The sequence below is a fragment of the Rhodothermus bifroesti genome, from assembly GCF_017908595.1.
GTDB classification, from domain to species: Bacteria; Bacteroidota; Rhodothermia; order Rhodothermales; family Rhodothermaceae; genus Rhodothermus; species Rhodothermus bifroesti.
In genome coordinates, this window is record NZ_JAGKTL010000002.1 from 265,135 (window position 1) to 291,412 (window position 26,278).

The 26,278-nt window shown below is 54.8% G+C and carries 26 protein-coding genes and 1 tRNA gene; 15 read left to right on the plus strand and 12 right to left on the minus strand.

What is annotated here, in order from left to right; genetic code table 11:
* Nucleotides 1-34 precede the first annotated feature (34 nt).
* Together J8E65_RS04885 and J8E65_RS04890 are read right to left on the minus strand one after the other, a co-directional pair.
* A complete protein-coding gene (locus J8E65_RS04885) occupies nucleotides 35-1,309 on the minus strand; it encodes a citrate synthase (protein ID WP_210374278.1) in 1,275 nt (424 codons plus the stop codon).
* Nucleotides 1,310-1,491: 182 nt separating this feature from the next.
* A tRNA-Ala gene (locus J8E65_RS04890) sits at nucleotides 1,492-1,564 on the minus strand.
* Between the two features lie 202 nt (nucleotides 1,565-1,766).
* On the opposite strand from J8E65_RS04890, the gene thrA reads away from it, so the two are divergent.
* The gene (gene thrA, locus J8E65_RS04895; protein WP_210374279.1) at nucleotides 1,767-4,238 is read left to right on the plus strand and encodes a bifunctional aspartate kinase/homoserine dehydrogenase I; all 2,472 of its coding nucleotides are present in this window, start codon (nucleotides 1,767-1,769) and stop codon (nucleotides 4,236-4,238) included.
* Here thrA and mreD read toward each other — a convergent pair.
* Together mreD and dacB are read right to left on the minus strand one after the other, a co-directional pair.
* Nucleotides 4,235-4,735: a rod shape-determining protein MreD gene (gene mreD / locus J8E65_RS04900; protein ID WP_210374280.1), complete on the minus strand. Its 501-nt coding sequence runs from the start codon at nucleotides 4,733-4,735 to the stop codon at nucleotides 4,235-4,237. The genes thrA and mreD overlap by 4 nt on opposite strands.
* Before the next feature lie 6 nt (nucleotides 4,736-4,741).
* Nucleotides 4,742-6,175 (minus strand): D-alanyl-D-alanine carboxypeptidase/D-alanyl-D-alanine endopeptidase, encoded by a 1,434-nt coding sequence (gene dacB / locus J8E65_RS04905; RefSeq protein ID WP_210374281.1) that lies wholly within the window; start codon nucleotides 6,173-6,175, stop codon nucleotides 4,742-4,744.
* A gap of 97 nt (nucleotides 6,176-6,272) precedes the next feature.
* Between dacB and J8E65_RS04910 the strand changes: the two genes are divergently transcribed.
* The gene (locus tag J8E65_RS04910) at nucleotides 6,273-6,536 is read left to right on the plus strand and encodes a DUF3098 domain-containing protein (RefSeq protein WP_237181672.1); all 264 of its coding nucleotides are present in this window, start codon (nucleotides 6,273-6,275) and stop codon (nucleotides 6,534-6,536) included.
* Here the strand turns inward: J8E65_RS04910 and J8E65_RS04915 are convergent.
* Both J8E65_RS04915 and ndk read right to left on the minus strand, forming a co-directional pair.
* Nucleotides 6,530-7,702 (minus strand): exo-beta-N-acetylmuramidase NamZ family protein, encoded by a 1,173-nt coding sequence (locus tag J8E65_RS04915; RefSeq protein WP_341481742.1) that lies wholly within the window; start codon nucleotides 7,700-7,702, stop codon nucleotides 6,530-6,532. The genes J8E65_RS04910 and J8E65_RS04915 overlap by 7 nt on opposite strands.
* Nucleotides 7,703-7,760: 58 nt before the next feature.
* A complete protein-coding gene (gene ndk / locus J8E65_RS04920; protein WP_210374283.1) occupies nucleotides 7,761-8,183 on the minus strand; it encodes a nucleoside-diphosphate kinase in 423 nt (140 codons plus the stop codon).
* A gap of 180 nt (nucleotides 8,184-8,363) precedes the next feature.
* On the opposite strand from ndk, the gene J8E65_RS04925 reads away from it, so the two are divergent.
* The 4 genes from J8E65_RS04925 to J8E65_RS04940 all read left to right on the plus strand — a co-directional run bounded on the left by J8E65_RS04925 (nucleotide 8,364) and on the right by J8E65_RS04940 (nucleotide 12,548).
* Nucleotides 8,364-9,197, plus strand: a complete 834-nt coding sequence (locus J8E65_RS04925) for a GntR family transcriptional regulator (protein ID WP_210374284.1) — start codon at nucleotides 8,364-8,366, stop codon at nucleotides 9,195-9,197.
* 53 nt (nucleotides 9,198-9,250) lie between these two features.
* Entirely contained in the window at nucleotides 9,251-10,339 is a 1,089-nt protein-coding gene (gene moaA, locus J8E65_RS04930) for a GTP 3',8-cyclase MoaA (RefSeq protein ID WP_210374285.1), read from the plus strand.
* Between the two features lie 93 nt (nucleotides 10,340-10,432).
* Nucleotides 10,433-10,771, plus strand: a complete 339-nt coding sequence (locus J8E65_RS04935; protein WP_237181673.1) for a hypothetical protein — start codon at nucleotides 10,433-10,435, stop codon at nucleotides 10,769-10,771.
* 100 nt (nucleotides 10,772-10,871) lie between these two features.
* Entirely contained in the window at nucleotides 10,872-12,548 is a 1,677-nt protein-coding gene (locus J8E65_RS04940) for a T9SS type A sorting domain-containing protein (RefSeq protein WP_210374286.1), read from the plus strand.
* 9 nt (nucleotides 12,549-12,557) lie between these two features.
* On the opposite strand, the gene J8E65_RS04945 is transcribed toward J8E65_RS04940, so the two are convergent.
* The 3 genes from J8E65_RS04945 to rplU form a co-directional block, all read right to left on the minus strand.
* Entirely contained in the window at nucleotides 12,558-13,358 is an 801-nt protein-coding gene (locus J8E65_RS04945; RefSeq protein ID WP_210374287.1) for a glucose 1-dehydrogenase, read from the minus strand.
* 117 nt (nucleotides 13,359-13,475) lie between these two features.
* On the minus strand, nucleotides 13,476-13,736 hold the full coding sequence (gene rpmA, locus J8E65_RS04950) for a 50S ribosomal protein L27 (RefSeq protein WP_210374288.1): 261 nt from the start codon (nucleotides 13,734-13,736) through the stop codon (nucleotides 13,476-13,478).
* A gap of 29 nt (nucleotides 13,737-13,765) precedes the next feature.
* Nucleotides 13,766-14,125 carry a 50S ribosomal protein L21 gene (rplU, locus tag J8E65_RS04955; RefSeq protein ID WP_210374289.1) on the minus strand — a complete coding sequence of 120 codons (360 nt, stop codon included), beginning with the start codon at nucleotides 14,123-14,125 and terminating at the stop codon, nucleotides 13,766-13,768.
* A 130-nt stretch (nucleotides 14,126-14,255) separates the two neighbouring features.
* Here rplU and J8E65_RS04960 point away from each other — a divergent pair, with 130 nt between their 5' ends.
* Nucleotides 14,256-14,915 (plus strand): fumarylacetoacetate hydrolase family protein, encoded by a 660-nt coding sequence (locus tag J8E65_RS04960; protein ID WP_210374290.1) that lies wholly within the window; start codon nucleotides 14,256-14,258, stop codon nucleotides 14,913-14,915.
* A 1-nt stretch (nucleotide 14,916) separates the two neighbouring features.
* On the opposite strand, the gene mtgA is transcribed toward J8E65_RS04960, so the two are convergent.
* The 3 genes from mtgA to J8E65_RS04975 form a co-directional block, all read right to left on the minus strand.
* The gene (gene mtgA / locus J8E65_RS04965) at nucleotides 14,917-15,588 is read right to left on the minus strand and encodes a monofunctional biosynthetic peptidoglycan transglycosylase (RefSeq protein ID WP_210374291.1); all 672 of its coding nucleotides are present in this window, start codon (nucleotides 15,586-15,588) and stop codon (nucleotides 14,917-14,919) included.
* Between the two features lie 11 nt (nucleotides 15,589-15,599).
* Nucleotides 15,600-16,079, minus strand: coding sequence for a transcription elongation factor GreA (gene greA, locus J8E65_RS04970; RefSeq protein WP_210374292.1), 480 nt, complete (start codon nucleotides 16,077-16,079; stop codon nucleotides 15,600-15,602).
* Between the two features lie 150 nt (nucleotides 16,080-16,229).
* On the minus strand, nucleotides 16,230-16,748 hold the full coding sequence (locus J8E65_RS04975) for a C40 family peptidase (RefSeq protein WP_210374293.1): 519 nt from the start codon (nucleotides 16,746-16,748) through the stop codon (nucleotides 16,230-16,232).
* 49 nt (nucleotides 16,749-16,797) lie between these two features.
* Here J8E65_RS04975 and J8E65_RS04980 point away from each other — a divergent pair, with 49 nt between their 5' ends.
* The 8 genes from J8E65_RS04980 to J8E65_RS05015 all read left to right on the plus strand — a co-directional run bounded on the left by J8E65_RS04980 (nucleotide 16,798) and on the right by J8E65_RS05015 (nucleotide 26,272).
* Nucleotides 16,798-17,085, plus strand: a complete 288-nt coding sequence (locus J8E65_RS04980) for a YtxH domain-containing protein (protein ID WP_210374294.1) — start codon at nucleotides 16,798-16,800, stop codon at nucleotides 17,083-17,085.
* A 70-nt stretch (nucleotides 17,086-17,155) separates the two neighbouring features.
* Nucleotides 17,156-17,671 (plus strand): BrxA/BrxB family bacilliredoxin, encoded by a 516-nt coding sequence (locus tag J8E65_RS04985; RefSeq protein WP_210374295.1) that lies wholly within the window; start codon nucleotides 17,156-17,158, stop codon nucleotides 17,669-17,671.
* 280 nt (nucleotides 17,672-17,951) lie between these two features.
* Nucleotides 17,952-19,823, plus strand: coding sequence for a PAS domain-containing sensor histidine kinase (locus J8E65_RS04990; RefSeq protein ID WP_237181674.1), 1,872 nt, complete (start codon nucleotides 17,952-17,954; stop codon nucleotides 19,821-19,823).
* Between the two features lie 109 nt (nucleotides 19,824-19,932).
* Nucleotides 19,933-22,176 (plus strand): polysaccharide biosynthesis tyrosine autokinase, encoded by a 2,244-nt coding sequence (locus J8E65_RS04995; RefSeq protein ID WP_210374296.1) that lies wholly within the window; start codon nucleotides 19,933-19,935, stop codon nucleotides 22,174-22,176.
* 44 nt (nucleotides 22,177-22,220) lie between these two features.
* Nucleotides 22,221-22,712 (plus strand): polysaccharide biosynthesis/export family protein, encoded by a 492-nt coding sequence (locus J8E65_RS05000; RefSeq protein WP_210374297.1) that lies wholly within the window; start codon nucleotides 22,221-22,223, stop codon nucleotides 22,710-22,712.
* Nucleotides 22,713-22,716: 4 nt separating this feature from the next.
* Nucleotides 22,717-24,552 (plus strand): heterocyst formation ABC transporter subunit HepA, encoded by a 1,836-nt coding sequence (gene hepA / locus J8E65_RS05005; RefSeq protein WP_210374299.1) that lies wholly within the window; start codon nucleotides 22,717-22,719, stop codon nucleotides 24,550-24,552.
* 28 nt (nucleotides 24,553-24,580) lie between these two features.
* Nucleotides 24,581-25,423: a sulfotransferase family protein gene (locus J8E65_RS05010; protein ID WP_210374300.1), complete on the plus strand. Its 843-nt coding sequence runs from the start codon at nucleotides 24,581-24,583 to the stop codon at nucleotides 25,421-25,423.
* 3 nt (nucleotides 25,424-25,426) lie between these two features.
* On the plus strand, nucleotides 25,427-26,272 hold the full coding sequence (locus J8E65_RS05015; RefSeq protein ID WP_210374302.1) for a sulfotransferase domain-containing protein: 846 nt from the start codon (nucleotides 25,427-25,429) through the stop codon (nucleotides 26,270-26,272).
* Nucleotides 26,273-26,278 lie beyond the last annotated feature (6 nt).

Sequence of the window (26,278 nt, forward strand, 5' to 3'; positions counted from 1 at the left end):
GGTTTTTTGAGCCTAAGATACTACGACTCGGTATTTACCGAGCTTGCAAGGGGACGTAGGGCCGCTGTGGGTGACCTTGGTAAATCTGCCGCGGCCGGTAAATGCGCGTGTCGGGGTCTTCACGCATTTCTTTCCATTGGGCTATCCAGCCTGGGAGGCGGCCCATGGCAAACAGCACCGTGTACATGTTGGTGGGAATCCCCATCGCCCGGTAGAGGATGCCACTGTAGAAGTCTACGTTCGGATACAGCTTGCGCTCAATGAAGTACTCGTCCTCAAGGGCAGCAAGCTCGAGTTTTTGAGCAATTTCCAAAAGCGGATCGTTTATGCCCATTTCAGTAAAAACTTGATCCACGAGCTTTTTAATTAGGCGAGCCCGTGGGTCAAAGTTTTTATAGACGCGATGCCCAAAGCCCATCAGGCGGAAGGGATCGTTAGGGTCTTTGGCGCGCGCAAGATACTTTTGATAGTTGCCCCCATCTTGGTGGATCATTTCGAGCATCTGGATAACTGCCTGGTTGGCTCCTCCATGCAGGGGGCCAGACAAAGCGCTGATGCCGGCCGCAATCGAAGCAAACAAATCAGCACCACTACTGCCTACCATGCGCACCGTTGAGGTGCTGCAGTTTTGTTCGTGGTCGGCATGCAGGATAAGCAAAACGTCGAGAACCTTTTCGAAAAGAGGCGGCACTTCGTAGGACTCCGAGGGCACGGCAAACATCATGTGTAGAAAGTCGGCCGTGTAGCTCAGGTCGTTGCGGGGGTACACGTAGGGCTGGCCGATGGACTTTTTGTAGGAAAAGGCAGCGATGGTTTTTAACTTGGCCAGCAGCCGGATCATGTTTAGCTCTGTAATTTCCGGATCGGTTGAGTCCGGATAATATGTTGACAGCGAGGCCACCATGGCCGACAAAACGCTCATCGGATGTGCGCTGGGAGGATAGCCCTCAAAAAACTTTTTCATGTCTTCGTGGAGCAGGCTGTGACGGGTAAGTCGGTACTGAAACTGCTCCAATTGCTCCCGGGTGGGCAGTTCACCGTAGATCAAGAGGTAACTGACTTCCACAAAGGAGGAGTGTTCGACCAAGTCTTCAATGCTGTAGCCACGGTAGCGGAGCACGCCTGCCTCACCATCAATGAACGTGATGGTGCTCTGGCACGAACCCGTATTTGCCAGGCCTGGATCGTAGGTGATGTAACCAGTTTGGCGCCGTAAGGTACGGATGTCGATAGCGCGCTCCCCTTCGGTGCCTACGATAACCGGCAACTCAACGGTAGTATCTTCAAGAAGCAGTTTGGCGGTCGGCATAGGTGGTTTAAGGCTTCCAATAAACCGTTTAAGGATTTAAGGACAAAAAAGGGTTTCGACCTTAAGGAAGTTACGCCGTAAGTGGCCAAGCTACCAGTCTCGTTCGTTAGAAGCGTACGAAAAATGCGTAAGGACTTGCGTTGCGCCATAAAAAAAGGCGCTAGCCTAGACCAGCGCCTTTGTGGAGCCAGCCGGATTCGAACCGGCGACCTCTACAATGCCATTGTAGCGCTCTACCAACTGAGCTATGGCCCCGAACCGTTTCGTGGAACGCAATCTTACAAAAAAAGCTCCACGTGCGTCAACGGCTCTAGCAAAAACCATCGTGGTTTTCACTAGGCCTTGAATTGAAGCGCTTTCAGCGATTTAATACGCCTTTTAAACGGCAAAGCGCTGCTTTTGTTGTAAATTCCAGGCTTACGATTTTGCACCATAACCTATAGGCAGCGCACCTAAGATGGCTTTGGCACGTCCGGTTCGGGTGCACAAGTTTGGGGGCACCTCGGTTGCGAATGCAGAACGTATTCGCAGGGTTGTTTCCCTCCTGCAGGCTGAGCCTAGTACAGTACGCCTTGTGGTCGTGGTTTCGGCATTGGGTGGGGTAACCGACCAGCTTCTCTCATGTATTGAGGCGGCTGTGGCACGCACGGGCGCTCATCGCACCATGGTAGAAGGGTTACGCCAACGTCACCAAGAAGTGCTAGAAGCCTTGGTGTCTGCGGCCGAACGGCCTGCCTTAGAAGCGCAACTTCAAGCCCATTGGCAAGCACTTACCGAACTGCTCGATGGGTTGTATCTTTTGCGTGAATGCACTCCCCGAACGCGGGATGCGATTATCAGCTTTGGTGAGCGGCTTTCTACACCGCTTGTGGCTGCTGCTTTTCGGTCAGCGGGCATGCCGGCGGTTGCGCTTGAAGCAACAGAACTCATCCGCACCGATGATACGTTTGGAGAAGCGAACGTTGATTTTGAAGCGACCAATCGGCTTATTCGGGAGCGGTTGGCTGCTCTTCCCGAAGACCATATCGCTGTAGTAACCGGCTTCATTGGCGCTACCTCAGAAGGGGTCACCACTACACTGGGTCGATCGGGCAGTGATTATACGGCCACTATTCTGGGGGGCGCTTTAGGAGCAGAGCTTGTGGTGATTTGGACCGACGTAGATGGAGTGCTTTCGGCTGATCCACGTCTGGTACCCGAAGCTTTCGTGCTGCCCCATCTTAGCTATCGCGAGGCTGCCGAGATGGCTTATTTTGGTGCCAAGGTGCTCCATCCCCGTACGATGCGACCGCTGCAGGCATTGCAGATCCCTTTACGCATCAAAAACACGTTCAATCCTGAATCCCCGGGTACATTGATTACGGCTGAGGCCCCACCACCCCCAGGGCACGTGCGTGCAATTACAGCCATAAAGGACGTAGCGGTGTTGATGCTGGAAGGCACAGGCATGATTGGGGCACCTGGGATTGCGGCACGGACATTTGCAGCCCTTACCGAACACAAGATCAACGTGTTTTTGATCTCGCAAGCCTCTAGTGAGCAAAGCCTCTGCTTGGGCGTGCGGGCTGCCGATGCAGGAATTGCTTTAGAAACGCTGCGACGCACGTTTACTTATGAGCTTGAAACAGGTCGCATTAGCCGGATCTACGAGGTGCCAGCTTGCTCGATTGTTTCGGCAGTAGGGGACCGCATGCGCCATCAGCCTGGACTGGCCGGACGTATGTTTTCGGCACTTGGCCAAGCCAATGTGAATGTGTTGGCTATCGCTCAGGGAGCAGCTGAAACAAACATTTCGGCTGTTGTGGCGCAGCACGACGCGCAGCGAGCGGTGCAAGCCCTACACGAAACGTTTATCCTGCGCACGATGCGGGCCCACCTGTTTTTAATTGGGGCTGGCGTGATTGGCAGTGCCCTGCTAGACATGCTGGCCCGGCAGGTGGACTACCTACGCACGCAGGAAGGGCTTGAGCTAAAGCTAGCTGGACTGGCCACGCTTGAACGCATGCTTTGGCAGCCTGCAGGCGTGCCCTGGAGTCAGGCCCGAGAGCGACTGCGCACTGAGGGCGAACCCATGAACCTTGACCGACTGATTCATCTTCTGACCAGCGAACGTCCACGCCGACTTGTGGTGATCGACGCTACGGCCTCGGAAGAAATTGCCCGGCGTTATCCTGAACTCCTCTCGGCCGGGGTGGCTATTGTAACGCCCAACAAGCGCGCCAATACGCTTGGGTACGACTTCTATCAGCAGTTACGCGAAATCGTCCGTGAGCGGCGCATCCCCTACCGCTATGAAACCACGGTTGGTGCTGGCCTACCTGTGATTTCTACACTGCAGGATCTGCTTCTGGCCGGCGACCAGGTGCATCGGATTGAAGGAGTCTTTTCGGGCACGTTGGCCTATCTTTTCAATCAAATGGCCCAAGGAGTATCGTTTTCTCAAGCCCTTCAGGAAGCTCGGCAGGCAGGATATACAGAGCCTGATCCGCGGGACGACCTCTCGGGTGAAGATGTGGCCCGCAAGCTGCTTATTTTGGCGCGCGAGCTGGGCATGAAAGTAGAGCGAAGCGATGTGGAGGTGGCCCCACTGGTGCCCGATGCTTTGCGCGAGGTGTCGCTGGAAGCCTTCTGGCAGCATCTGGGTGCCTACGACACCTATTGGAAAGATCAGGTCGAAGCCGCGCGTCGCGAAGGGCGCCGACTGCACTATATCGGACGCATCGAAAACGGCCGGCTTTGCGTAGGGGTGCAGGCCGTTGGGCCTGAATCTCCATTTTACAACTTGCAGGGTACCGATAACCTGATTGCTTACACAACCGCGTACTATTGTCGCACACCACTCGTGGTCCGCGGCCCTGGCGCTGGACCGCAGGTCACCGCAGCCGGTATTGTGTCGGACCTGCGGCGCGCTTTAGAACAGATGCGTTAAGGGGTGCGCCAGAGGATCACTAGCATGCTAAGGAAGGCCGTGTAGACAGCACTGCCCAGCCAAAGGGCTGTGATCATAAACGACGTGCGCGTTTCAGCTGCCAGGGCCAGAAGGGCAACCAATAGGCCGTTGTGTACTAAGGCCAGTACGAACCCTCCAAGAAACGCTTGACTGAGGGTAGGACGCAGGTTTTCGCGTTCTTCGATTGCAAAAACGCCAACCAAAAAGCCTATAAAGCTTTTGACGAATGTGTGCAGACCCCAGCTGTCGAGCAGCGCATCGAGCAGTAAACCACTGAAAAAACCTCCGGCTAATCCCGCACGCCTTCCATAGTACAAGCCTAGATAGGCTACAAAAAGCAATACCCCATCCGGATAGGCTCCCCAGAGCCGCATGCGGTTAAGCAGCAGCCATTGCAGAAGGACAACCCCTATGCCGATAAAGCTCAGCCGCAGTAGGCGTGTCAGCAGCGTCGTGGGAGGCGAAAGCGTGACCATAGTATCTTAAGGACTGGCATGCAACGCACGCACCATCTGATCAATAGCATGCACCACACGAGGCGCAGGCAGCGTGTAGTTATTGGCCATTAGGGCAAAGGCCACCATACGCCCATCGGCGGTTGTTGTGTAGCCACACAGCGTGCGCACATGCATCAGCGAACCTGTTTTGGCGCGCACAGGCACGTTATGCAGCCGACCTTCTAGGGTGGATCGTCGCTCACCGCCCTGGGGCAGGGAGGTCAAAAACGCTTCCCGGGCCGGGTGATGGTGCATTGCACGAAGCAACTCTCCTAAGACCACAGGAGGGACGAGGTTCTTTCGAGAAAGGCCGGACCCATCTCGAATGCTGAGGCCCTGCGTATCGATGCCCTGACGCCGCAAAAATGCCTGGATGCGGCGCGCAGCACCTTCGGCAGTACCATCAGGACTTAAGGTGCGGAAGAGCTGTTCGGCATAAAAGTTATGACTGCGGCGGTTGATCAATTGTACGATTTCCTCTAGGGGTGCTGAAGTATGCACTAGGAGCGGTTGAGCGCGATCGTACCGAGGGGGTGACGGCAGATCATCGACGTCTACCAGATCGGCTTCTACCCTAATGCCTTCAGCCACCAGATACCGCCGAAAGGCTTCCAAGGTATAGCGGGTCGGGTTGGCCACCGGTAACTCTAACGTTCCTTGATATCCTACCGGAACCGTTCCATAGAGCCGAAGCGATTCAGAGCCAAAGGCACGTTCCATGCGTAGTGCTTCGCCATAGCGCCGGGCGGCCGTTACAGCTCGGTTTTCGAGGTGAAGGTAAGCCATAGGCTCCTGCCGCACGCGTGGCGGAGCCCCGGGTTGCGTGGCTGCGACACGCACGACGACATAGTTGTCGTGATACGAAAGCCCACTTACAGCAAAGCCTAGCCCATGCGTAAACTGCGAGGTAAGATAATCGACATCCCAGCCATCGGCATACGGCCGATTGTCAAACACATTGTCGTCGCCGATAATGCGGCCCTGAATACGGGTGATGCCCTGTTTGGCCAATGCCTGGGCCCATTGGCGTAAGGGATCGGGCCCGTCCCAAGACGGGCTACCAAAGGTGGGATCGCCTGAGCCGCGCAAGATAAGGTCGCCGCGCAGCACTCCGCTTTCAATGCTTCCGTTAAGGTAGAGCACCGTCTGATAGCGAAACTCCGGTCCCAGTAGGTCGAGCGCTGCAGCGGTTGTCAGCAGTTTTTGCACTGAGGCGGGCAGCAAGCCTTGATGGGCATGCTGTGCGGCCAGTACGCGACCACTGGCTACCTCTTGTACGTAAATGCCCCAAAACGTTTGATCGGCCGTAAACTGCGCGCGTACAGCGTCTAAGCGTTCCTCTACAGAAAGCGGCGCGCGCAGTCCCAGCATCACGATGACAAGGCACAACGCTACGCCCAAAGCAAAAACAGACCGCATGGCGAAACAACAGCTCCTGCCAGATCCAAAGACAACGCCTGATGGAACCTGAAAGTAGTCTCTTAGGTTCGCCCTTTGTTTTAAAGCTTGGTGGCCTATGGCACGTTCTCGGCGTCACATGCAAGTTGCGAGCCGACCGACGCCAGCCCCATCGGGGCGCCCGATGGTTTTTGCGCGGCGTAACTATGTCCTACTGCTTGTAGGCATTGCGCTGGTTGTCATCGGGTTTGCCATTATGGCGATCGAACACGAGCTGGACGGCTTTTGGTCGCGTACAGTAGCGCCTATAGTCATCGTAGGAGGCTATTTGGAAGTGGTTTATGCTATTCTCTGGCGGCCACGGGCAGCTGCAGATCAATAAAGCAAGTAGGGCCGGCGTTGCTCCTGAAAAGCGGTAACGGCTTGGTGCCAGTCAGCAATGATCGTTTCTGGCGAAGCGCCTTGTTGAAGTAGGGTGTAGAGGCGTTCTGTACCTGCTAGGCGCGCCAGCCACTGAGGACGCTCGATAAAGCGCGCCTGCTGAGCAGGTGGGGTTTGGTGGTAAAAGGCATGCAGCAGATGGATGCCGGTTTCTACGGGCTGGAATGACCGGCGATCGGTGATCACCAGGCGTACGCCGTAGAGCCTTTGTCCTTGGTAGCGCGGCTGGGGAGCTCCGGGACGCGGCTGCGGCGTAAAAGTTGCCGGCAAAAAGCGCACGCCAGGCAGGCTGCGGGCATTCAGCGTATCGGCCAGTGCCTGCGGGTCGACCCACGGCGTTCCAATCTGCAAAAAAGGGAGCGCTGTACCGCGGCCCTCGCTTCCCGCAACCGCCTCAAAAAAGCACGTGCCAGCATAGGCCAGCGCAGCGTCAAAGGTGGGCAAGTTAGGACTTGGAGGAATCCAGGGCCTTCCTGTATCTGGCCACTGCATAGATCGCCGCCAACCTTCCAGCGGCACCACGGTCAGTTTGAGGTTTTCAAGTCCGGGCAGCAAGCGTTCGCCTTGAATGAGCCGGGCCAGCTCGCCGATCGTTAAGCCGTAAATAATCGGGATGGGATACAGGCCCACAAATGAGGCCTGCTCAGGCTCAAGCACAAAACCAGAGACGTTTTCGCCCCCTAGGGGATTAGGGCGATCCAGCACGACAAACGAAATGCCTGCTTCAGCAGCAGCCTGCATGGCTAAGCCTAGCGTAGAGATATAGGTATAAAACCGCACCCCCACGTCCTGTACGTCGAATACTAGCACCTCGATGTTGGCCAGCATTTCAGGCGTGGGCTTGTGCACAGCCCCATAAAGACTATAGACCGGTAGGCCCGTGCGCACGTCTCTTCCATCTTGAATCTCTTCGCCAGCAGCAGCTGTACCGCGCAAGCCATGTTCTGGCGCAAAAAGAGCGACCAGTTCAACGCCTGGCGCAGTCACCAAGAGGTCGATGAGATGGGTGGTGTCGATGCGCGCGGTATGGTTGGCAATAAGGCCAACGCGTTTGCCTTGCAACACGTCAAACTGCCGTGCTGCCAGCACCTCGGCACCGGTGCGCACGCGCACTTGCGAGGCGGAAGGCCCGCATCCCGTAAGGCAGCTTATTAAAAACAGAACCTTAGCTGCGATCCACCAGCACGATCGACGGGAAAAAGTAGTTGATTTCCATACGGGCATTTTCGACGGAATCAGAGCCGTGCACGATGTTTTGGCCTTTGGAGGTTGCAAACTCCCGGCGAATTGTACCTGCTGCTGCTTCGGCTGGATCGGTAGCTCCAATAAGCGCGCGGAAGTCGGCTACAGCATTGTCTTTTTCCAACACCATTGGAACGCACGGACCACTAGACATGAATGTGGTGAGCTCTTCAAAAAACGGCCTCCCTCGATGTACAGCATAAAAACCTTCGGCTTCTTTTTTGGTCAGATGCACCATTTTCATGGCCCGGATGCGAAATCCGGCTGCTTCGATTCGACGAATGACTTCACCAATGAGCCCACGACGGACGCAGTCGGGCTTGAGAATAGCTAACGTCTGTTCCATACGAACCAACGATTGTTTCTTTCAATCTGAATCGCGCCCAAAGATACATGCTTGTGATGCTTTTGCGGATGAAAAATTGGCCCATATCGTTTATCGTAAGGTGCCGCAGACACCGCATTTTGTAAAAGCGTATCTTTAGATTGTAAATTGCCCCAAATGGGATCTGCAAAAAGGTCATTTATGTTGCGACCGGGTCGGCCTCGGCATGAGCAGCTCAGCGATTGGCTGCGCGAGCAGATCGAAAAGGGGCGCTATAAGCCTGACGATCGCCTGCCCTCGGAGCATGAGCTAAGCGAACGCTTCGGCGTAAGCCGCATCACAGTACGCCGCGCGCTTCAGACCTTGGAGCACGAAGGCCTCATCTATCGTCGCCAAGGGTTAGGCTCGTTCGTGCAGAATCCCAAAATTCACCAAGGGTTGGTGCGTCTGACTGACTTTGCCGAAGACATGGCGCGGGCAGGACTGCAAGCACGCTCAGAAATTCTGCATTTTGCTCCTGAACCGGCTTCGGCCGAAATTGCCGCCCAGCTGGAAATCCCTGTAGGACAGCTTGTTGTGCGCCTGGACCGGAGGCGGCTGGGCAACGAAGAGCCCATCGCCTTTGACCGCACGTGGATGTCACCTTTTTATGCCCAGTTTCTTGAAGGGCGTAAGCTGGAGCAGGAGACGATTTACGGAATTTTGGAGTCGCTGGATATTCCTGTGGTGCGTGGTCGCTATCGGATCGAGGCAGTAAATGCGGATGCGGAAGTGGCCCGCTATCTTGAGGTCATGCCTGCCACGGCTCTGCTGCGTATCGACCGGGTTTCGTACACTGTAGGGGGGAAGGTGGTCTATTATCAGCAGCGGTTTTACCGCAGCGACCGGGTAGCCTACGAACTGGTGCTTGAGCGCGACAGCCGGCGTCGCATTCCAACAACCGAAGGAATGCCGCTACGGGAGTTTGAGCCGGTGTTTCGCAAAGGACAAACTGCACGCGCCGACCCATCGGCTGCCTCCAATAGCCGGCATTGAACTTAATAATAAGGCGTGCGGTATGCACGCCACATGGGTTGACAAAGACGGTCATGTTGGTGCCACTGCCTGTACTTTCTGGCGCACCTGAGCGCACCGTTGATCCGGCCCAAGTGCCGGAGGACTTTGGCTTGACGTATGATCCAGCGCGGGCAGCAACCGAGGTGCTTACCGATGGTTTCGGACGGCGCCACACCTATCTGCGCATCTCGCTCATTGAGCATTGCAACCTGCGCTGCCGCTATTGCATGCCAGAGGAAGGACTGACGTGGACGCCACCCGAGCACCTGCTTACAGACGAAGAAATCATTCGCCTAGCCCGGTTGTTTGTGGCACAGGGAGTGACCAAAATTCGGCTGACAGGTGGGGAGCCTCTGCTGCGTAAGGGTATTGAGCACATTGTGGCCAAACTAGCCCGCTTGCCTGGCCTAAAAACCATTGCCATGACCACTAACGGGCTGCTTCTTGCAAAAAAGCTCGATCGCCTCAAAGCGGCTGGTCTCACGCAACTGAATATCAGCCTGGATACCCTACGGCCTGATCGCTTTGAGATCCTAACGCGCCGCAAGGGATTGGCCCAGGTGCTTGAGGCGATTGATTTGGCGCTTGCCCATGGCTACCGTCCTCTCAAGGTGAATTGTGTGGTCCTGCGCGGGTTTAACGACGACGAGTTGCTCGATTTTGCAGCCTGGACGAAAGACCGGCCTGTTGAGGTGCGGTTTATTGAGTTTATGCCTTTTGATGGCAACGGTTGGAGCGCTGGACAACTGGTTTCGGCGGCTGAAATGCGCGCCCGAATCGAAGCCCACTATTCGCTTAAGCCTTTGCGGGTTGATCCGAATGGCACAGCGCGGCTGTTTCAGATCCCCGGCCATCAAGGATGGCTAGGGTTCATCGCGTCGATGACTGAGCCGTTTTGCGAAGGCTGTAATCGGCTCCGCATCACGGCCGATGGCAGTTTAAAGGTCTGTCTCTTTGGGCAGGCTGAGGTGAGCTTGCGGGATGCCTTGCGCCAAGGTGCAACCGATGCGGAACTCTTAGCCTTAATTAGTGCAGCTATCGGGCGTAAGCATGCCCGTCATGCCGGAATGCACCACCTCGCACAGAGGAAAAATCGACCAATGATCACCATTGGCGGTTGATTTTTTTGTTTTTCTCTGAACACTTAAATTTTCTGATGTTTGGTCGATCCCCCTAAAAGCTAGGAACAGTTTCTGCAACCAAGCATCAGGGGGATGGCACGTTCAGATACGTCTGCGCCGAAGCATGCCCATTTGGAGCGGCATGGGTCAACGCAGGAGGTAAAGCGTTACTGGTATCACATCCAGTTTAGCGAAGAGGATGTGCGAAGAGGTCGCGTAGAGGTGTTTGTACATCGCTTCGAGCGCTTTTACCAGACGCTTGGACGGCCGGAGGGCATGGTGCTTTGTCGCGTACCTGGATCGCACGATTACTACTTCTCTTGTGGGCCTTTTGAGTACGCCGGGCGCATTTACCGCGAATTTCCAGCCGAACGTCTGGAGCATGCCCCAGAGGGACAGCTGGAAACCGTGTTTATGGCAGGCCATAAGTAACCCTTCTTGGTTTGGCGCAAATGCTTTGCGCCAAACCGTCGTGTAATTGCGTACGTTGGGTGCTGTTTTTTTAGGTTCGAGTCCATAACAGCACCTGACCATGCACCGAAGGCTATTTTGGCTGAGCTTTTGGCTTTGGGCAGCGTCGGCAACAGCGCAGTCGTTTTATGTAGAGCGCTCTGACCCAGCATCTGGCACGGCTGCGGTAGCACGGGAAGCTGTAGTGCGGTTCGTTTTTAACGATGCTGTTTCGCAGCAGACCGACTTTAATACAGCGTTTCTGTTTATTCCGCAGCGGGCTGTGCGCGTGCGCCGCGTGGACCTTATTCCAGAGACGCCAAGTCGTACCAATTGCCCCTCGGTAGGTACAGGACAGGTTTGCCCCAATCAAGTCCTGTACACGATTACGCACGAGCCTGAGGTGGACTATACATGGCTTGTTTTTGCGGTGCGCAATGCCCGCGGCCGTGCTATGACGAGGCCCTATGTGCTGCGCTATACCACGGCCACCGCGATGGGCACGTTACACCTTTCTGGTATGGTGGAAGTGGTGGGCGCTAAGCGTATGGGGTTGTCTGAGGCGGAGGCGCGCACGCTTCGCTTGCTTTTGGATCAAGCAATCGCGACGGGTCTGGGCCGTCCGGTGTTTGAACGCGAAGCCCTTGTCCCACAGGCGGAAAGTGACTTCACGGTTGTGTTTTTATTACGCCACTTCTCGCAGACCATTGCGGCTTGGGATGTAGCGGCAGCTACCGTACTTGTTGGACACACAGGAGCTTATAAGGTTGATTACCTGCGGCCGGGTACCTACTGGCCTGTAGCAGTGCGCTATCGCAGTTTGGCCCAGCTTGAAATCGAGGCCTTAGGTTACTACGACGCCGATGGCGATGGCATGCCCGACCCCATAACCCTGCAAGATGCAGTTTCTGACGTTAGGCTGCATGTGTATCCCTTTAGGCTGGCTACAGCCCGTGAGCAACTTCCGCTGGCGCGCGAGGCAGCCGCAGCTGTAGCCAGCGATGCGTATCTCATCGGCTTAATGGCTACCAACAGCCCTCAGCGATCTGGGAAGGCGTATAGCTGGATTTACACGTTCTTTTCACCTGCTCAGGCAAAGCGCCTGCAAGTTCGGGTTGATCCCTTAGGGATCGTTGTGTCTGAGTATCGTGAAGAAGCGCTTGCGTACCTGCCACCGGTGCCTGAACCGTTTATTGATAGTGATAGGGCACTGGACCACCTTCTTGCGAGGGGGATGCAGGTGCTGGCTGACTCCATTCAAAAGGACCCTACCTTCGGATTGATCTTTGATCCCAACACGCCGACACGCAACCTGGTTGTGCATCTTGTGGGCGGTGGTTATTACACTAATCGCGTGCCTTCGTCGGATTCCAGTTACTGGCAGGTTCGGCTGACCGTTTTTACCGCGACCCAGACGCGCACCTACGAAGGACTAATTAACATGACGACAGGAAAGGTACGGGTGCTTACCAATGCGGAAGGTACTGCATTGGTTGGTGAAGCGCCGCAGCTATGGGTTTATCCCAATCCTTTGGGGTCGCATGCTACCTTTCGGGTGTATTTGCCTCAGGCGGGCTTTGTGCGGCTTAAGGTGTACGATGTGCTGGGGCGTGAGGTAGCATGCCTCTACGAAGAGGCCTGGCTTTTGCCGGGTGTTTATGAAAGCGTGTGGCATGCACCTGGCTTAGCCAACGGTCTGTACTTGGCCGTACTTCAATATGGCCCTATCCGGAAGACATACCGGATGATTAAAAGATAAACCTGTGCTTTACAACGCATGCAGCGCAGGCGAGCCAATAAGCAAGCCGCCGTCGAGCGTCAGTGCTGCTCCCGTCATATAGTCGGAGGCACTGGAGGCCAAAAAAAGCGCTGCGCCAACCAGTTCTTCAGGCTCGGCCATGCGGTGCTGAGGGATTTGACGGATGATGGCCTCATGGATCGCTGGCGTCTCCCAAAGCACGCGGCTAAACTGGGTACGTATAAAGCCGGGCACAATAGCATTGACTTGGATGTTGTCCGCGGCCAGTTCGGCAGCCAGCACTTCAGTAAGCATCAGCACAGCTGCTTTGGTAACGCAGTAAACGCCCATGCCAGGCAGAGGACGCTGGCCGGCAATCGAAGCCATGTTAATGATTTTGCCTTTGCCGCGTTGTTTCATGTAGGGATAGCAGGCCCGGGTTGTGTAAACGTAACCCTTGACGTTCACCTCAAACGTTTTGTCCCAGTGCGCGGGTTCGGCCTCTAGGAGCGGCCCAAAGTGAGGATTGGTGGCGGCATTGTTCACCAAGATATCGATACCGCCAAACTGCTCGACGGCCTTTTGGACGAGCATCGTCACTGCTTCTGGATGGCCGACATGGGCCGCTATGGGTAAAGCTTGGCCGCCTTGGGCGCGAATCGCCTGGGCTACTGCTTCCAAGCCTTCTGGCTTGCGAGCGGCCAGCACTACGTGAGCGCCTGCAGCTGCGTAAGCTTCGGCAATAGCACGTCCAATGCCACGCGAGGCGCCAGTGACAAGAGCGACTTTACCTGTTAAATCGGCCGAAAACGGGCGTTGCGGTGTGTGCATGCAGGGTTGTGATGGTCGTTGTGGCAGCGGTAGGTGGTAGGCTAAGCAATACCAGGTAGAAAAAAAAGGCCGACCGGGCACGGTTCCGGTCGGCGTAGGACCTATGGGCGACTACGGTTAAGCTTCGACAGGGTCGATGTGGACGAAGCAACGGTCGTTGCGGCCGCGTGAGAAGCGCACGATGCCGCTTGTTTTGGCAAACAGCGTGTCGTCACCCCCTCGACCCACGTTCAAACCCGGATGAAACTTGGTTCCGCGTTGACGAACCAAAATGCTGCCTGCCGTGACAAACTGCCCCCCAAAGGCTTTTACACCAAGCATCTTTGGGTTGGAGTCACGGCCGTTCCGGGTCGACCCCATGCCTTTTTTATGCGCCATGGCAATGTCTCCGGTTTAAAGGGTTTTCGTTAGGCTGCTGCAGTCATAGCGGCGCTAAGAGGTTGTGCCGCTTTGGGAAGCTCGAGCGCCTCGACCAGGACTTTGGTGTAAAGCTGGCGGTGACCGCGCTTAACACGATAGCGTTTGCGCCGCTTTTTCTTAAAGACCAAAACTTTGTCAGCTTTTACGTGTTGCAGCACGCGCGTTTGTAAACGGGCGCCCTCAACGACCGGGCGGCCCAGATACACCTGCTCGCCATCTACCAGGAGCAAGACGCGATCAAACGTTAACGTTTGCTCCGGCTGCGCCTGCTCGTGATAAGGGATGTAGAGGTACTGGCCTTTTTCGACGCGGTATTGCTTGCCTGCAATGTCAACAATAGCGTACATGGATTCCTCTGCTTTGGGGCGTCGGGCTGGCTACCGACGCGAGAGTTCATGGATAGTTCGGAAAAAAGAACGTAGCTTTTAAAGTTACGACGCTTTAACGTTCTTTGCCAGCTAAAGTTGTAAAACTCGTATGGAGATTGTTTTGCCGGAGAGCGGCTTGCGTCTTGTGCCGCGCAAAATTATCTGCGTAGGCAAAAACTACGCGCGTCATGCTGCTGAGCTGCAGAGCACGGTTCCGGAAGAGCCGCTGCTTTTTTTAAAGCCTTCGACAGCGCTGGTAGGTCCTGAAGGTACGGTTTGGTTACCGCCGCAGTCACGTGAAGTGCATCATGAAGTGGAGCTTGTGGTGGTGATTGGGCGTGAAGGGAAATCTATTCCAGAAGCTAAAGCACTGGATTATGTAGCGGGCTATGCGTTGGGGTTAGACATGACTGCGCGTGATTTGCAGCAACAGGCGCGGCAGCGGGGCTATCCGTGGGCGGTGTCGAAGGGTTTTGATACCTTTGCGCCGTTAGGGCCTATTGTGCCAGCTTCGGAGGTACCCGATCCACAGCGGGTCCAATTGCGGCTATGCGTCAATGGTCGTTTGCGGCAGGAGGGGTCCACAGCCGACATGGTGTTTTCGGTGCAGCAGTTGATAGCTTATTGCTCGGAAATCTTTACCTTGCAGCCAGGCGATTTGCTTTTTACAGGTACACCCGAAGGTGTTGCTCCAGTAGAAGATGGTGATGTACTGGAAGCGAGCAGTGACCTGTTGCCGGCGTTTCGGGTGTATGTTCGCCGGAGGTAGCCTACCAGCCCATGATGGCCATGCGCTCTAAGATGATCTGCGTGTACCATCCCATGCGTTGGGGGCGTCGGCGTCGTGGATCGGGTAAGCAAGCAGCCAGTGCAGCTGCCTCGTAGCGGCTAAGTCGTGCAGCTGGCTTGCCGTAGTGGTACTGTGCGGCTGCCTCGGCCCCGTAGATGCCAGGTCCCCACTCGACCACATTGAGGTAGAGTGTCAGAATGCGCTCTTTGGGCAAGATGATCTCGGCCAGTAGCGTGAGTGGGGCTTCCATGGCTTTGCGTACATAGGACCGATGCGTGGTCATGAACAGGTTCTTGACGAGCTGCTGCGTGATTGTCGAGCCGCCGCGACGAATGCGTTGCTGCTGGCGATTGGTTTCCCAAGCCTCACGGAGCGCCTCCCAGTCGAAGCCAGCATGCTGATAAAAGCGCGTGTCTTCTGCTGCCACAACGGCGCGGGCCAAATGAAGGGCAATGCGCTGTCGCGGCAGCGGCCGGTAGTCGCGACGACAGGAGGTGCCCTTCAGCCAAGCTTCAATGCAGCGCTGCACCTGCACGCCTGTGATTGGGGGAAACACAAATCGGTAGGCTACCAGGGCCAACGTGCAGCCTGCGTAGTAAAAGCCAATGGCCAGGAGCACCCCCTGCAGTAAGCGTTTGAGCAGGCGGCGCATTGCGCCCGGCTTTAGCGGGTGATTTCTAGAATCTGAAGCTGAATTTTCCCAGCGGGAACTTTAACCTCAACAATATCCCCTACGGATCGGCCCAATAGGCCCTTGCCGATGGGACTGTTGACCGAAATTTTTCCGGCAGCCAGATCTACCTCTTGCGGTGAAACCAGTGTAAAGAGCTGCTCATCACCGGTTTTTAGATTTTTGACGCGTACAGTCGAAAAGATGTACGCCTTAGTGGTGTCGATTTTGTTTTCGTCGACGATCCGTGCGTTGGCAATGGTTTGTTCGATTTGGGCAATACGGGCTTCCAGGTGGCTCTGTGCTTCTTTGGCAGCGTCGTATTCGGCGTTTTCCGATAGGTCACCGTGGCCGCGGGCCTCGGCAATGGCCTTGGCAATGCGTGCGCGTTCGGTGGTGCGTAGGTAGTGCAGCTCCTCTTTTAGCTTTTGCAGTGCTTCTTTGGTTAAGTAAACCGGCTTGGGATCCTGCATGGGTGCTCCAGTCGGGTTGAAGCGATCTTAGGAATTCACAGAAAAAAAGAGAACGCCACGGCCTTAAGTGGCTGCGGCGATCTGTTATCGAAGGGTACTATCCTACTTCAGTTTGAAACATAAACGTATACCTGCTTGAAGAGATCCCAACTACCAGCCAATTGATGGGGTGTGCATGGGGGTTGCCGTTTCAGGCTGTTGGGATCGTAGGCGCCGTGCCATCCAGTAATGGCGTTGCCAGTAGGGTTCCGCCAGGCGCGAGCGCGTAACGCCTGTGGAAGAAGCCGCATGGATAAAGAGTCCTTCGCCCAAGTAAATGCCAACGTGGCGGTTTTTAGGGTCGATGCGGAAAAACACCAGGTCTCCTGCTTGGAGTTCATGGAGGGAAACAGGCTGTCCTAGGCGGGCTTGGGCATCGGTGGTGCGTGGCAAGGTGAGGCCGAAGACCTCTTGATAAATGCGTACTACTAAGCCTGAGCAGTCGATGCCTTGGTGGTCTATACCCCCCCAGCGATGTGGGGTGCCTTCCCAACGCGCTGCAGCTTCCCAAAGCCGCTGCTGCAGCGCAGTCTCCTGTGAGGAAGGCTCCAGGAGTGCTCCGCTGGTGCGACACCCTATCGTTGTAAGTAAAGCAAGACATAAGCCTAGGAAGCGGAACCCAGCCTGCATTTTAGGTATACTTGGAACAAAGCCTGTGAAGCTTAACAAAGTAAAAGCTATGCGCATGGTTTGGCGTTTGACAACAGCAGCTGTGGTGGCGTTTGCAGGTGGGCTAGCGCTTGGTTTACTTATGGCACCCCGACCTGGCCGCGAGCTGCGACAAGAACTGGCAAGCAAAGCGCGTGCCCGCCTTCAGGGTCTGGAGCAGCAGCTTCGCCAGTTGGAAAGCCATTTGCGTCAGGTTGAGGCGCGCCTTCGGGCGCTGCTGCCCGAAGATACGGAAACCGCGTTGCAGCTTAAAGACCAAGACGTGGCCCAGGAACTACCCCGCATGCCGCATCGCTAAGTGGATCTATCGCGCAGGCTGTTCGTTCGATCCCTTGCTTCGCAGTGAACGTAACCAAGAGGTTGGTGCTATGCCCTATCCTGAAGAGTTTGTGCGCCCCATGCGCGAGGAGCTAACGCGTCTGGGGGTGGAAGAGTTACGCGATGCCGCGGCTGTAGATGCTGCATTTGAAGCCTCCCGTGCAGGTACGCTGCTTCTGGTAATTAACTCGGTGTGCGGTTGCGCTGCGGCCAACGCGCGTCCAGCTGTGGCCCTGGCCCTGCAAGCTCCGGTTCGTCAGCCTGATCGCTACGTTACGGTATTTGCAGGGCAAGACTTAGAGGCTACGGCCCAAGCCCGTTCGTATTTACCAGGTATTCCTCCTTCTTCTCCGTTTATTGCGCTCTTCAAGTACGGCGAGCCGGTTTACGTACTCGAGCGCCGACATATTGAAGGGCGTAGTGCTAGCGCTATTGCTGCCGATCTGGTCCAGGCGTTTGAAAAATACTGCGGTACCGAAACGATGCCTGAAGAAGGGCCAGAGATGCCTGAAGTTCCGACTTATGGGGTTTCTTCGTTGCCACCTACCTTCCGATCTATTCTGTAACGGATGACCCTGATCCTTCAGGTGTAGGGGCAGCCTAAGGCTGCCCTTTTTTTTTGGTCTAGACGATAGGGGCGATGTACCCCGGCTTTGCCCTTGGACGCAGATAGACAGGCATGGGTGTGCGAATTTATTTCGGTTAAGTTACAGCAGCTGGGGCAATGGTGTCTTTCTCTAAAAAAGATCAGGGTGAGGGATGGACTTCCTATTGCACGAACCGGTGTGGCATCGCTTATTTGGCAGAAAGGCGCAAACGATGGTGGCGACTTTGGCAGAAGACGCTATGCGTGCACGGTCGCAAGAAGCTCAGCGACGCTTTCGCGTTGAGCATGCTATTGTAGAAGCGGCGCAGCTGCTGATTTCTTCTGGAAAGGTTGACCTGCACGTCGTGCTGGGGTTATTGGGGGAAGCTACGGGCGCAGAAACGATTTACTTTACTGAACTTGAGTCCGAAGCAAGCGCTGTAGTATGGCAGCGACAGGGTAAGCCCTCGTCGCATTGGTTGCGAGAGCTTGAGGCGCGGCTTCGGCAGTTTTTTACTAGGAAAACGCCAGCGAGGCCATTCGAAGAGCCGTGGCCTTTAGATGAAAAATTGATCGTTGTGCCGGTTTTATCTGCTCAGGGTCGGTTGCATGGCTATTTGGTTTTGGCCTTTGCAGAAACGCCGCCGCAGCATGAAGAAGAGATGCGGCTGTTGCGCGTACTTGGGGGGTTGTTGGCCACGTACTTGGACCGGCAGGCGGCTGAAGCCGCCTTGCGTGATAGTGAAGAGCGCTGGCGGCGTTTGGTGGAGGAGCATCCTGAGCCCATCGTGCTTACCGTACGCGGAAAAATTGTATACCTCAACGTTGCTGCGCGTCGGCTTTTGGGACTGGGGGAGGGGGAAGATATTTCTGGTCGAGAGCTCCTCGATTTTATTTCGGCTGATCAATACGAATTACTCCAGCGGCATTTGCAGCAACTCGAAAGTGGCACGTTGAGGTCACCCCTGGAGTGCGAAATTATTCGCATGGATGGTGAAGCGCGGCTTGTTGAGCTTATGGGCATGCCGGTGCCATGGGCTGGACAGCAAGCTGTGCAGATGATCTTGCGCGACCTGACCGAACGGCGCCAGGCAGAAGAGCGGTATCGTGCGTTTTTCTCAACGATTACGGAAGGAATTTGGCGTATTGAGCTGCGCCAACCTGTTGCAGTGACTACCTTGCCTGAGTTGCAGCTGGCCCATATATATGAGCAAGGATACCTGGCAGAATGTAACGAAGTGATGGCCCGGTGGCTGGGTGCAGAGCGGCCGGAAGCACTTATCGGAAAGCCTTTAAAAGACTTACGGAACTACTTTCGTCCGCACTACCTGCGCAAATTCATTCAAATGCAGTATCGGCTTCATGGGGAGGAGTATGCCGTGAAGGGACGCCAAGGCAAACGGTACTTTGTGGTGAATGCTGTGGGGACGGTTGTGCGTGACCGACTGGTACGCATCTGGGGCAGTTGTGTTGAAGTGACCGAGGCCACGACTTTGGAACGCCGCATGGTCCAAGCGCTGGAAGAGCAGCAACAGGCCATTGGGCGCGAGCTCCATGATGGGGTGGGACAGCTGCTGACCAGCGTGCGCATGCTTAGCGAGAATCTGGCACAGCGCCTACGCACCGAATCGCATGAGCTGGCCGAGCTGGCGAGCAGGGTGGTCCATTTTGCACAGGAGGCTGCGCAAGATATTCGCAGGATTTATCGTGGACTGACGCCAGCGCAGCTGTACGATGAAGCCCTTACGGTAGCCCTTGAAGAACTGGCGTACACGACCAATACTTTGGGACAGATTCGGTGCCGATTTGAGAGCGATGAAGCCGTGCATGTCAGCGATCCGGAAATCAAACTGCACTTGTACCGGATTGCCCAGGAAGCTGTGCATAACGCCCTTAAACATAGCCAGGCCTCTGAGATTGTGATCTCGCTGCGCCAGTGGGAAGATGCTATTGAACTCTGCGTTTCTGACAACGGCTGCGGCATTACCTTAGAGAGAACCCGACCTGATTCTTTGGGCATGAAGACCATGTACTATCGCGCCCATGCTATTGGAGGTACCCTGCATGTTCAATCCCAGCCCGGACAAGGCACCACCATCTGCTGCCGAATACCCCTGGACAACCCGTTATAAAAAGACTGGCACAAAGATTGCATAATCAAAAAGTTCAGGGAAGCGGCTCAGATTTTGTTGTATATTGCAGTCTAGAGGCGCACCGCAGCTAAATAAGGAGATCAGGGATATGATTCGCAGCGATACCCTTCTACGAGCGAAGCTTATCGTAGCAGGTGTGGTCACGATATATACTTACTCTTTGCCGCCCGTTTACGAGTCAAGCGCCATCGTGTTTATCGATACGCGCAGTAGCAGCAATACCCCAACCACGTTAACAGCCTTTACCTTAGGCGAACAGCGGGCGCTTTCGAACGAGCTGGGCATTTTGCGCAACTCAGCTGAGCTGGCTACGCGCGTGGCAACCGCCCTCCTAGAGACGGCTAACGCCGCAGGCACGCGTGACCGCTTTCCGATTTTAGCTCCCGACCGTGACGGCCACGAACCGTCAATTCGGGAGATCGCACTGCGGCTGCAGATGCAGGTGCGCTTTCAGCCGCTTTCGGATCAAGATATGATTGTCATTACGGCCGAAAGTACAACGCCCGAAGAGGCTGCAGTAATTGCCAACCGGTATGCCGAAGAATACGAAAAGTACAGCCGTGAGCGCAGCCGTGAAAGCTTAGCTGCTGCACGTGCGTTTGTGGAAAACCAGGTCGAGCAGCGGCGACAGGAACTAGAAGGGCTAGAGCGACAGTGGGAAACGTTTGCTCGCTCCCGTCAGGTTGTGCGTCTAGGGCCTCAAGGCGAGCGCCTGGTGGCGGAAGTGGCACAACTCGAGGCGCAGCGCGATGCCGCCCGCTTTCAGCTCGAACAAGAGCGTTCGGCCTTGCAATTCATCGAGCGTGAGCTGCAAAAGCTCGAACCTGGTCTCGTAAACGAGCTGGTGAAAAGCCGCCAGGTTTCGACGCTAGAGGCGCAGATCGATGCGCTCTCACGCAAAATTGCCGAGCTTCGGGTGCAGGCCGAGCAGTACTATGTGTTTAATCCTAAGCTGCGTGGCAACGAAGAAAAATTGGGCGATCAGCAGCTTGTCGAAATTGTGCGCCAGATCGATCACTTCGAAAAGCAGCGCCAAGAGCTGCAAGCCCAGCTTGTTAAAGAAATGATGGGGCGTGACAATCAAGGGGCACCCGGTGAACCCTTGAGTTACGTAGAGCAGCTGCGCACGCGCCGCATCGAAAAACAACTGGCTATTCAAGAGTTGGAGCGCCAGATTGAAGCCTTCAACCAAGAATTGGCTAAATACGACGACCGCCTAGCCGGCATCCCAAGGCAGCAAATCGAACTGGAACAGCTCGAGCGGCGGCGCGCCATGGCAGAGCAGTGGTACACCACATTTGTGCAAGAGCTCCAGCGCATCATGATTGCCGAGCAGTCAGAGCTAGGGTACGTGAAGATCGTCAGCAGTGCATTTATGCCGACCTTCCCAGTCAAGCCCAACCGGGTACAAAACATCGTGCTGGGGCTGCTGCTGGGATTGGGCTTAGGACTGGGACTGGCTTTCTTACGCCAAGCGTTGCACACGCAGCTTGATGACCCGGAACAGGTGCGCGAGCACGGCTACACGCTGCTGGGCGTCATTCCGGCTATGGAGCCTTACATCCGCAAGCACTTTCGTGGGCGCAAGCTAGTAGAGGTCGATGGCAAAACGCGCAGCACCACACTGGTGTCGCTCTTAGATCCTTGGTCACCGATTGCTGAAAACTTTCGGCTGATTCGGACCAACTTGCAGTTTAGCCGTACCGCAGGCCGTGCCTCGACCTGGCTGGTCACCAGCCCTGAAATGGGTGATGGTAAGACTGTAGTTGCGGTCAACCTGGCCGTTGTTACTGCCCACAGCGGCCAGCGTACACTCCTGATAGATGCCGACCTGCGACGCCCCAGGGCACACCACTTATTAGGAGCCCCCGACCGACCCGGGCTTGCCGAACTGTTGCTGGGTAAGCTACGTCTGGAACCCGAAGCCTGGGCGACCGACATCCCTAATCTGTACTTCCTGCCGGCAGGCGTGCTTGACCAACCCCCAGCCGAGCTCCTAGGCTCTGAACGCATGCACCGTTTGCTGGAACAACTCGGCAAATCCTACGACGTGATTGTGGTCGACTCGCCACCTGTACTAGCCGTGACTGACCCTGTGCTGCTGGCTCAGCAATGCGATGCTACGCTGATGGTGGTCGCTGCTGGACGCACCGACCTGAAAGCCTTGGACATTGCTCGGCAGACCCTAGAAGCCGTTAACGTTACCCTCGCTGGCGTGATCTTTAACCGGTATCGGGCTGACAAACGCAAGAGCTACGGCTATGGTTACGGCTATGGCAGCCGATATCATAAGGGCTACGGCTACTATAGCCGAGAAGCAGCGGCTAGCTGACCGGTGGTTAGTTCGATGTACTAAACTTCGTATGCTCAAAACATATGTTGCGTAAACTCGGATGGTGGTGTTTGTGGGGATGGGGACTCGTATGGGTTGCACAGGGGCAACCCATTGGTGGTAGCCAGACGTTAGAAATCGAGTTTTTCCGACCAGGGCGACCCACAATGGTCGTGTACATCTGGGGTGCTGTTGGGCAACCCGGTATCTGGCGGGTAGAGCGAGAAGTCGATTTAATCTCGCTGCTTTCCGCAGCACGGGTCCCGGGCGTAGGTTCTAGTCCCCAAGGGGTCAGTCAACGCTACCTGGTGCGTATTTTCCGGGATATTGGCGGCAATCGCCAAGAAATCTATCAGGAGCGGCTGGAGCATCTGGTAGGGGGCGGATCGCGACCCTACCCTCCACTACAGGAAGGAGACATCCTGGTCGTTGAAGTCCGCCAGCGCGCCCGATTTGGATGGGGTACGGCTTTCGAAATTACACGTACAGTGCTCCAGGTGCTCACGCTGTATCTGCTCATTCGGCGAGAGTTTTGAGGGGATGAAAACGCTGCTGAAAACCGCACTGCGTCGCCAAATTAGGCGCACAGACGAAGAAATGCGCCTCATTCTGCGCCAGCTCTGGATGCATAAACGCTTGTTTGCGCTTACGGTAGGACTGACGGGCTTGAGCGCAGCGTTTGAAGGCGTGGGGCTTGGATTGCTGGTCCCCTTTCTGGATAGCCTAACCAATCCGGACGCGAAAGCCTTTGCCACGGGTTGGACATGGGTCGATCAGCACCTGCTGCGGGTCGATGCGCCGGTTGTAACCCGGCTTTACTGGTTCTCTACGTTAATCCTAAGCGCTATTCTCCTACGCGGCTTTCTGGGTTATTTAGCCAATCAGTGTAGCATTCGACTTCAAGAATCGATTCTGCATCGCCTGCGCTGTGAAGTGGTAGCCCAGCTCCAGGCAGTATCCCTAAGCTTTTATGCCAATCGCCGCGCAGGGGACTTGCTGAACGTGCTGACTTCAGAAATCCAGCGACTTCGCTTTCTTTTTGGCACTTCGAGCACGATACTGATCCAGACGTTTTTGCTGGTAGTGTATGCCAGCGCAATTTTTGCCTTGTCCTGGCCACTGGCGCTGGTTGCAATTGCCTTAGTGTTGGTCCTGTTTGGCATTGTACGGCTACTACTTACACATCTAAGACGGCGAAGCAGCGCGATCACGGAGGCTAACCGGCGCATCACTTCAAGGGTCCAAGAGCTCATTACGGGGATCCGTACCGTACTGGCACACGGCGCGGAGCCATTTGAATATGACCGCTTCAGGCAAGTCAGCCAGCAGTCAGCCGAGATCATGATCCGCGCCAGCCGTAGAGAATCCCTCATTGGTCCACTTCTGCAAGCCGTAGCTTCGGCAGCATTAATTGGGCTAATCATTGTGGCGGTGCAGTTTTTTGTGCTCCCAGGACGCATGGGCATAGCGGTACTCATCACCTTTTTGTTTGCCTTCTTTCGCATGCTGCCACTAGTGCAGCAGATAAACAGCTTGAGGGCCACCTGGGCTAAGCAAAGTGGCGCGTTGCGGTCTATTGCCCAAGTGCTGCGGCGAGAGGATAAACCCTATCTCGCAGACGGCACCATCCCCTTTGAAGGGCTAAAAGAAGCTATTTCTCTCCGAAATGTTAGCTTTGGCTACGAACCTGGGCAGCGTGTGCTGCACAACATTAGCCTAGAGATTCGCAAAGGCCAAACCGTTGCCCTGGTTGGAGCTTCAGGAGCCGGCAAAAGTACCCTGGCCGACCTGATTGTTCGGCTTTATGATCCAGACGAGGGGCAAGTCCTCTACGATGGCCTTGACGTGCGCCACTACCGGCTCGACACGCTGCGGCGTCGGGTTGCTATCGTGGACCAAGACCCCTTCCTGTTTCACGATACGATCCGGGCCAATATTGCCTACGGTTTAGAAAATGTGCCCGAGGAACGTATCCGATGGGCAGCGGCACAGGCCAATGCCTTGGAGTTTATCGAGCAGCTTCCGCAAGGCTTTGACACCGTTGTGGGCGATCGCGGAGCACGCCTTTCAGGTGGCCAGCGTCAGCGCATCACGATTGCCCGAGCCCTTTTGCGTGATCCCGACATCCTCGTGCTCGACGAAGCTACAAGCGCGCTTGATAGCGTCTCCGAACGCCAGGTGCAGGAGGCCCTCGAGCGCCTAATGGCTGGGCGCACGGTGATCCTCATTGCTCATCGCCTTTCCACCATTGAGAACGCGGACTGGATCGTTGTACTCGATTCCGGCCGTATTGTGGAGCAAGGAACGCTCGAAACGCTGCTTGTACAGCGGGGCTACTTTTGGAAATATTACCATTTGCAATATCAAATTGCTTAAAAAGCAAGGTCAAGCTTAAAAAGATCTTATGCCTAAGGGATCGATATCCTATCGCGCTTTGCGACGCTTGTTGGGTACGATAGGCCTATCCAAAGCCTGGAGATATCTGTCCAGTTATTATCTGTGGAATGCCTTCCCATTAAGTGGAAAAAGTCAGCGGTTATTTCAGGTTGTAGGCGTTCCTCGATCCGGGACCACTTTATTGAGCTCCCTCTTGGATGCCCATTCTGAAATAATTTGCCTAAGTGAGCCCTTTCATCAATGGAAATACGATGGATTTGTTTATACAGAAGAAATTTATGATATCACTGGTTATACTGTATGGAAGAAACATCCCGCATTACTGCTCCGGAACCTTGTTCAGAAAAGTGAAAAAAGATGGGTTGGATTTAAAGAAATTTACTATAGTAAGTCTCACGGACATTGGAGTAATCATCACTTTTTTAAAAGGAATCATCTGCAAGGTGTATTAACAATAGCCATAATAAGAGATCCGCGAGAGGTTTGGAAATCATTGATTCTCAGGCATCCTGAAAAGCAGGGAAAGGTTACCGCAAGGTTTATAGAGTCTTGGAACGACTTGGTGCAATGGATTTTTCAAAGTAATGTTTTTTATGTAAAATATGAAGATTTGATTGATGATCCAGCTAATACATTAACCAAGATTTGTAATTATCTAGATCTTAAATTTGAAGATACCATGCTTTGTGCTAAAAGTAGAAAGGGCCGTGGAGATCTCAATGCATTGAAGGGAGGAGGTATTCATACAAATAAATCCAAAACTGAATATCAAAACTTTCTTTCTAAAAACGAAATTTTAAGTATAGAAAGTGGGTGTGGCCACTTTATGCAATTTTTAAGTTATGTGTAAGCAATGATGCGGTCTATTTTTTTCGTTCGTCATAAGTGTGCTTCGATGTGGCTTTGTTCTATTGTAGAGCGAGCCTGCGTGCTCATGGGGTTGCCTTATGTTTATTTTTTTAAGAGTACCCGATGGGGAAATGATTTTGCTGCTTTTTATCACAAGACACGCTATCCGGTTCTGTGCTGTGCTGATCCGGAATATACCGAGGTGCTTAGCATAACCGATTTTCGAGGGGTTCATGTGGTGCGGGATCCGCGTGATATCTTGGTATCTGCCTATTTCTCGCACCGCAACAGTCACTGGTTTAAACCGGGTTCTGAAGCTTATTTGCACCAGCAGCGTCTGCGACAGCTTTCAAAAGAAGAAGGGTTGATGGCGGAGCTGGAATGGAGTGAGCGATACTTGCGACCGCTCGCAAACTGGAAATACCATAGTCTGCCCCAAGTATTAGAGCTGAAGTTTGAAACGTTAACGGCGCGGCCTTATGAGTCGATGCTGCAGATATTTTCTTTTTTGGGATTGTTAGATTCAAAAGACTGGCCTTGGTGGCAGCAGCTTATCGATACGCCGCGTTTTGTGTGGAATCGGCTTACGAGGCGTTGGGGAGGGTGGGGTCGCTGGCCGCGTCGCACCCTCCCAGCCGAAAAGCTGCTGGGCCTGATTTACGCCCAGGAGCTCGTGCGTTTAGCCCGCCGGCCGCAAGGCACCGAAGATCCGAAGAGCCATTACCGAAAAGGCCAGCCTGGGGACTGGCGCAATCATTTTACGCCAGCACTGGTTGAGGCCTTCAAGGCACGCTATCCGGGCTTAGTATCGCATCTGGAGTATGAAGCCGACGAAGACTGGAAGCTCTAAGAGTGC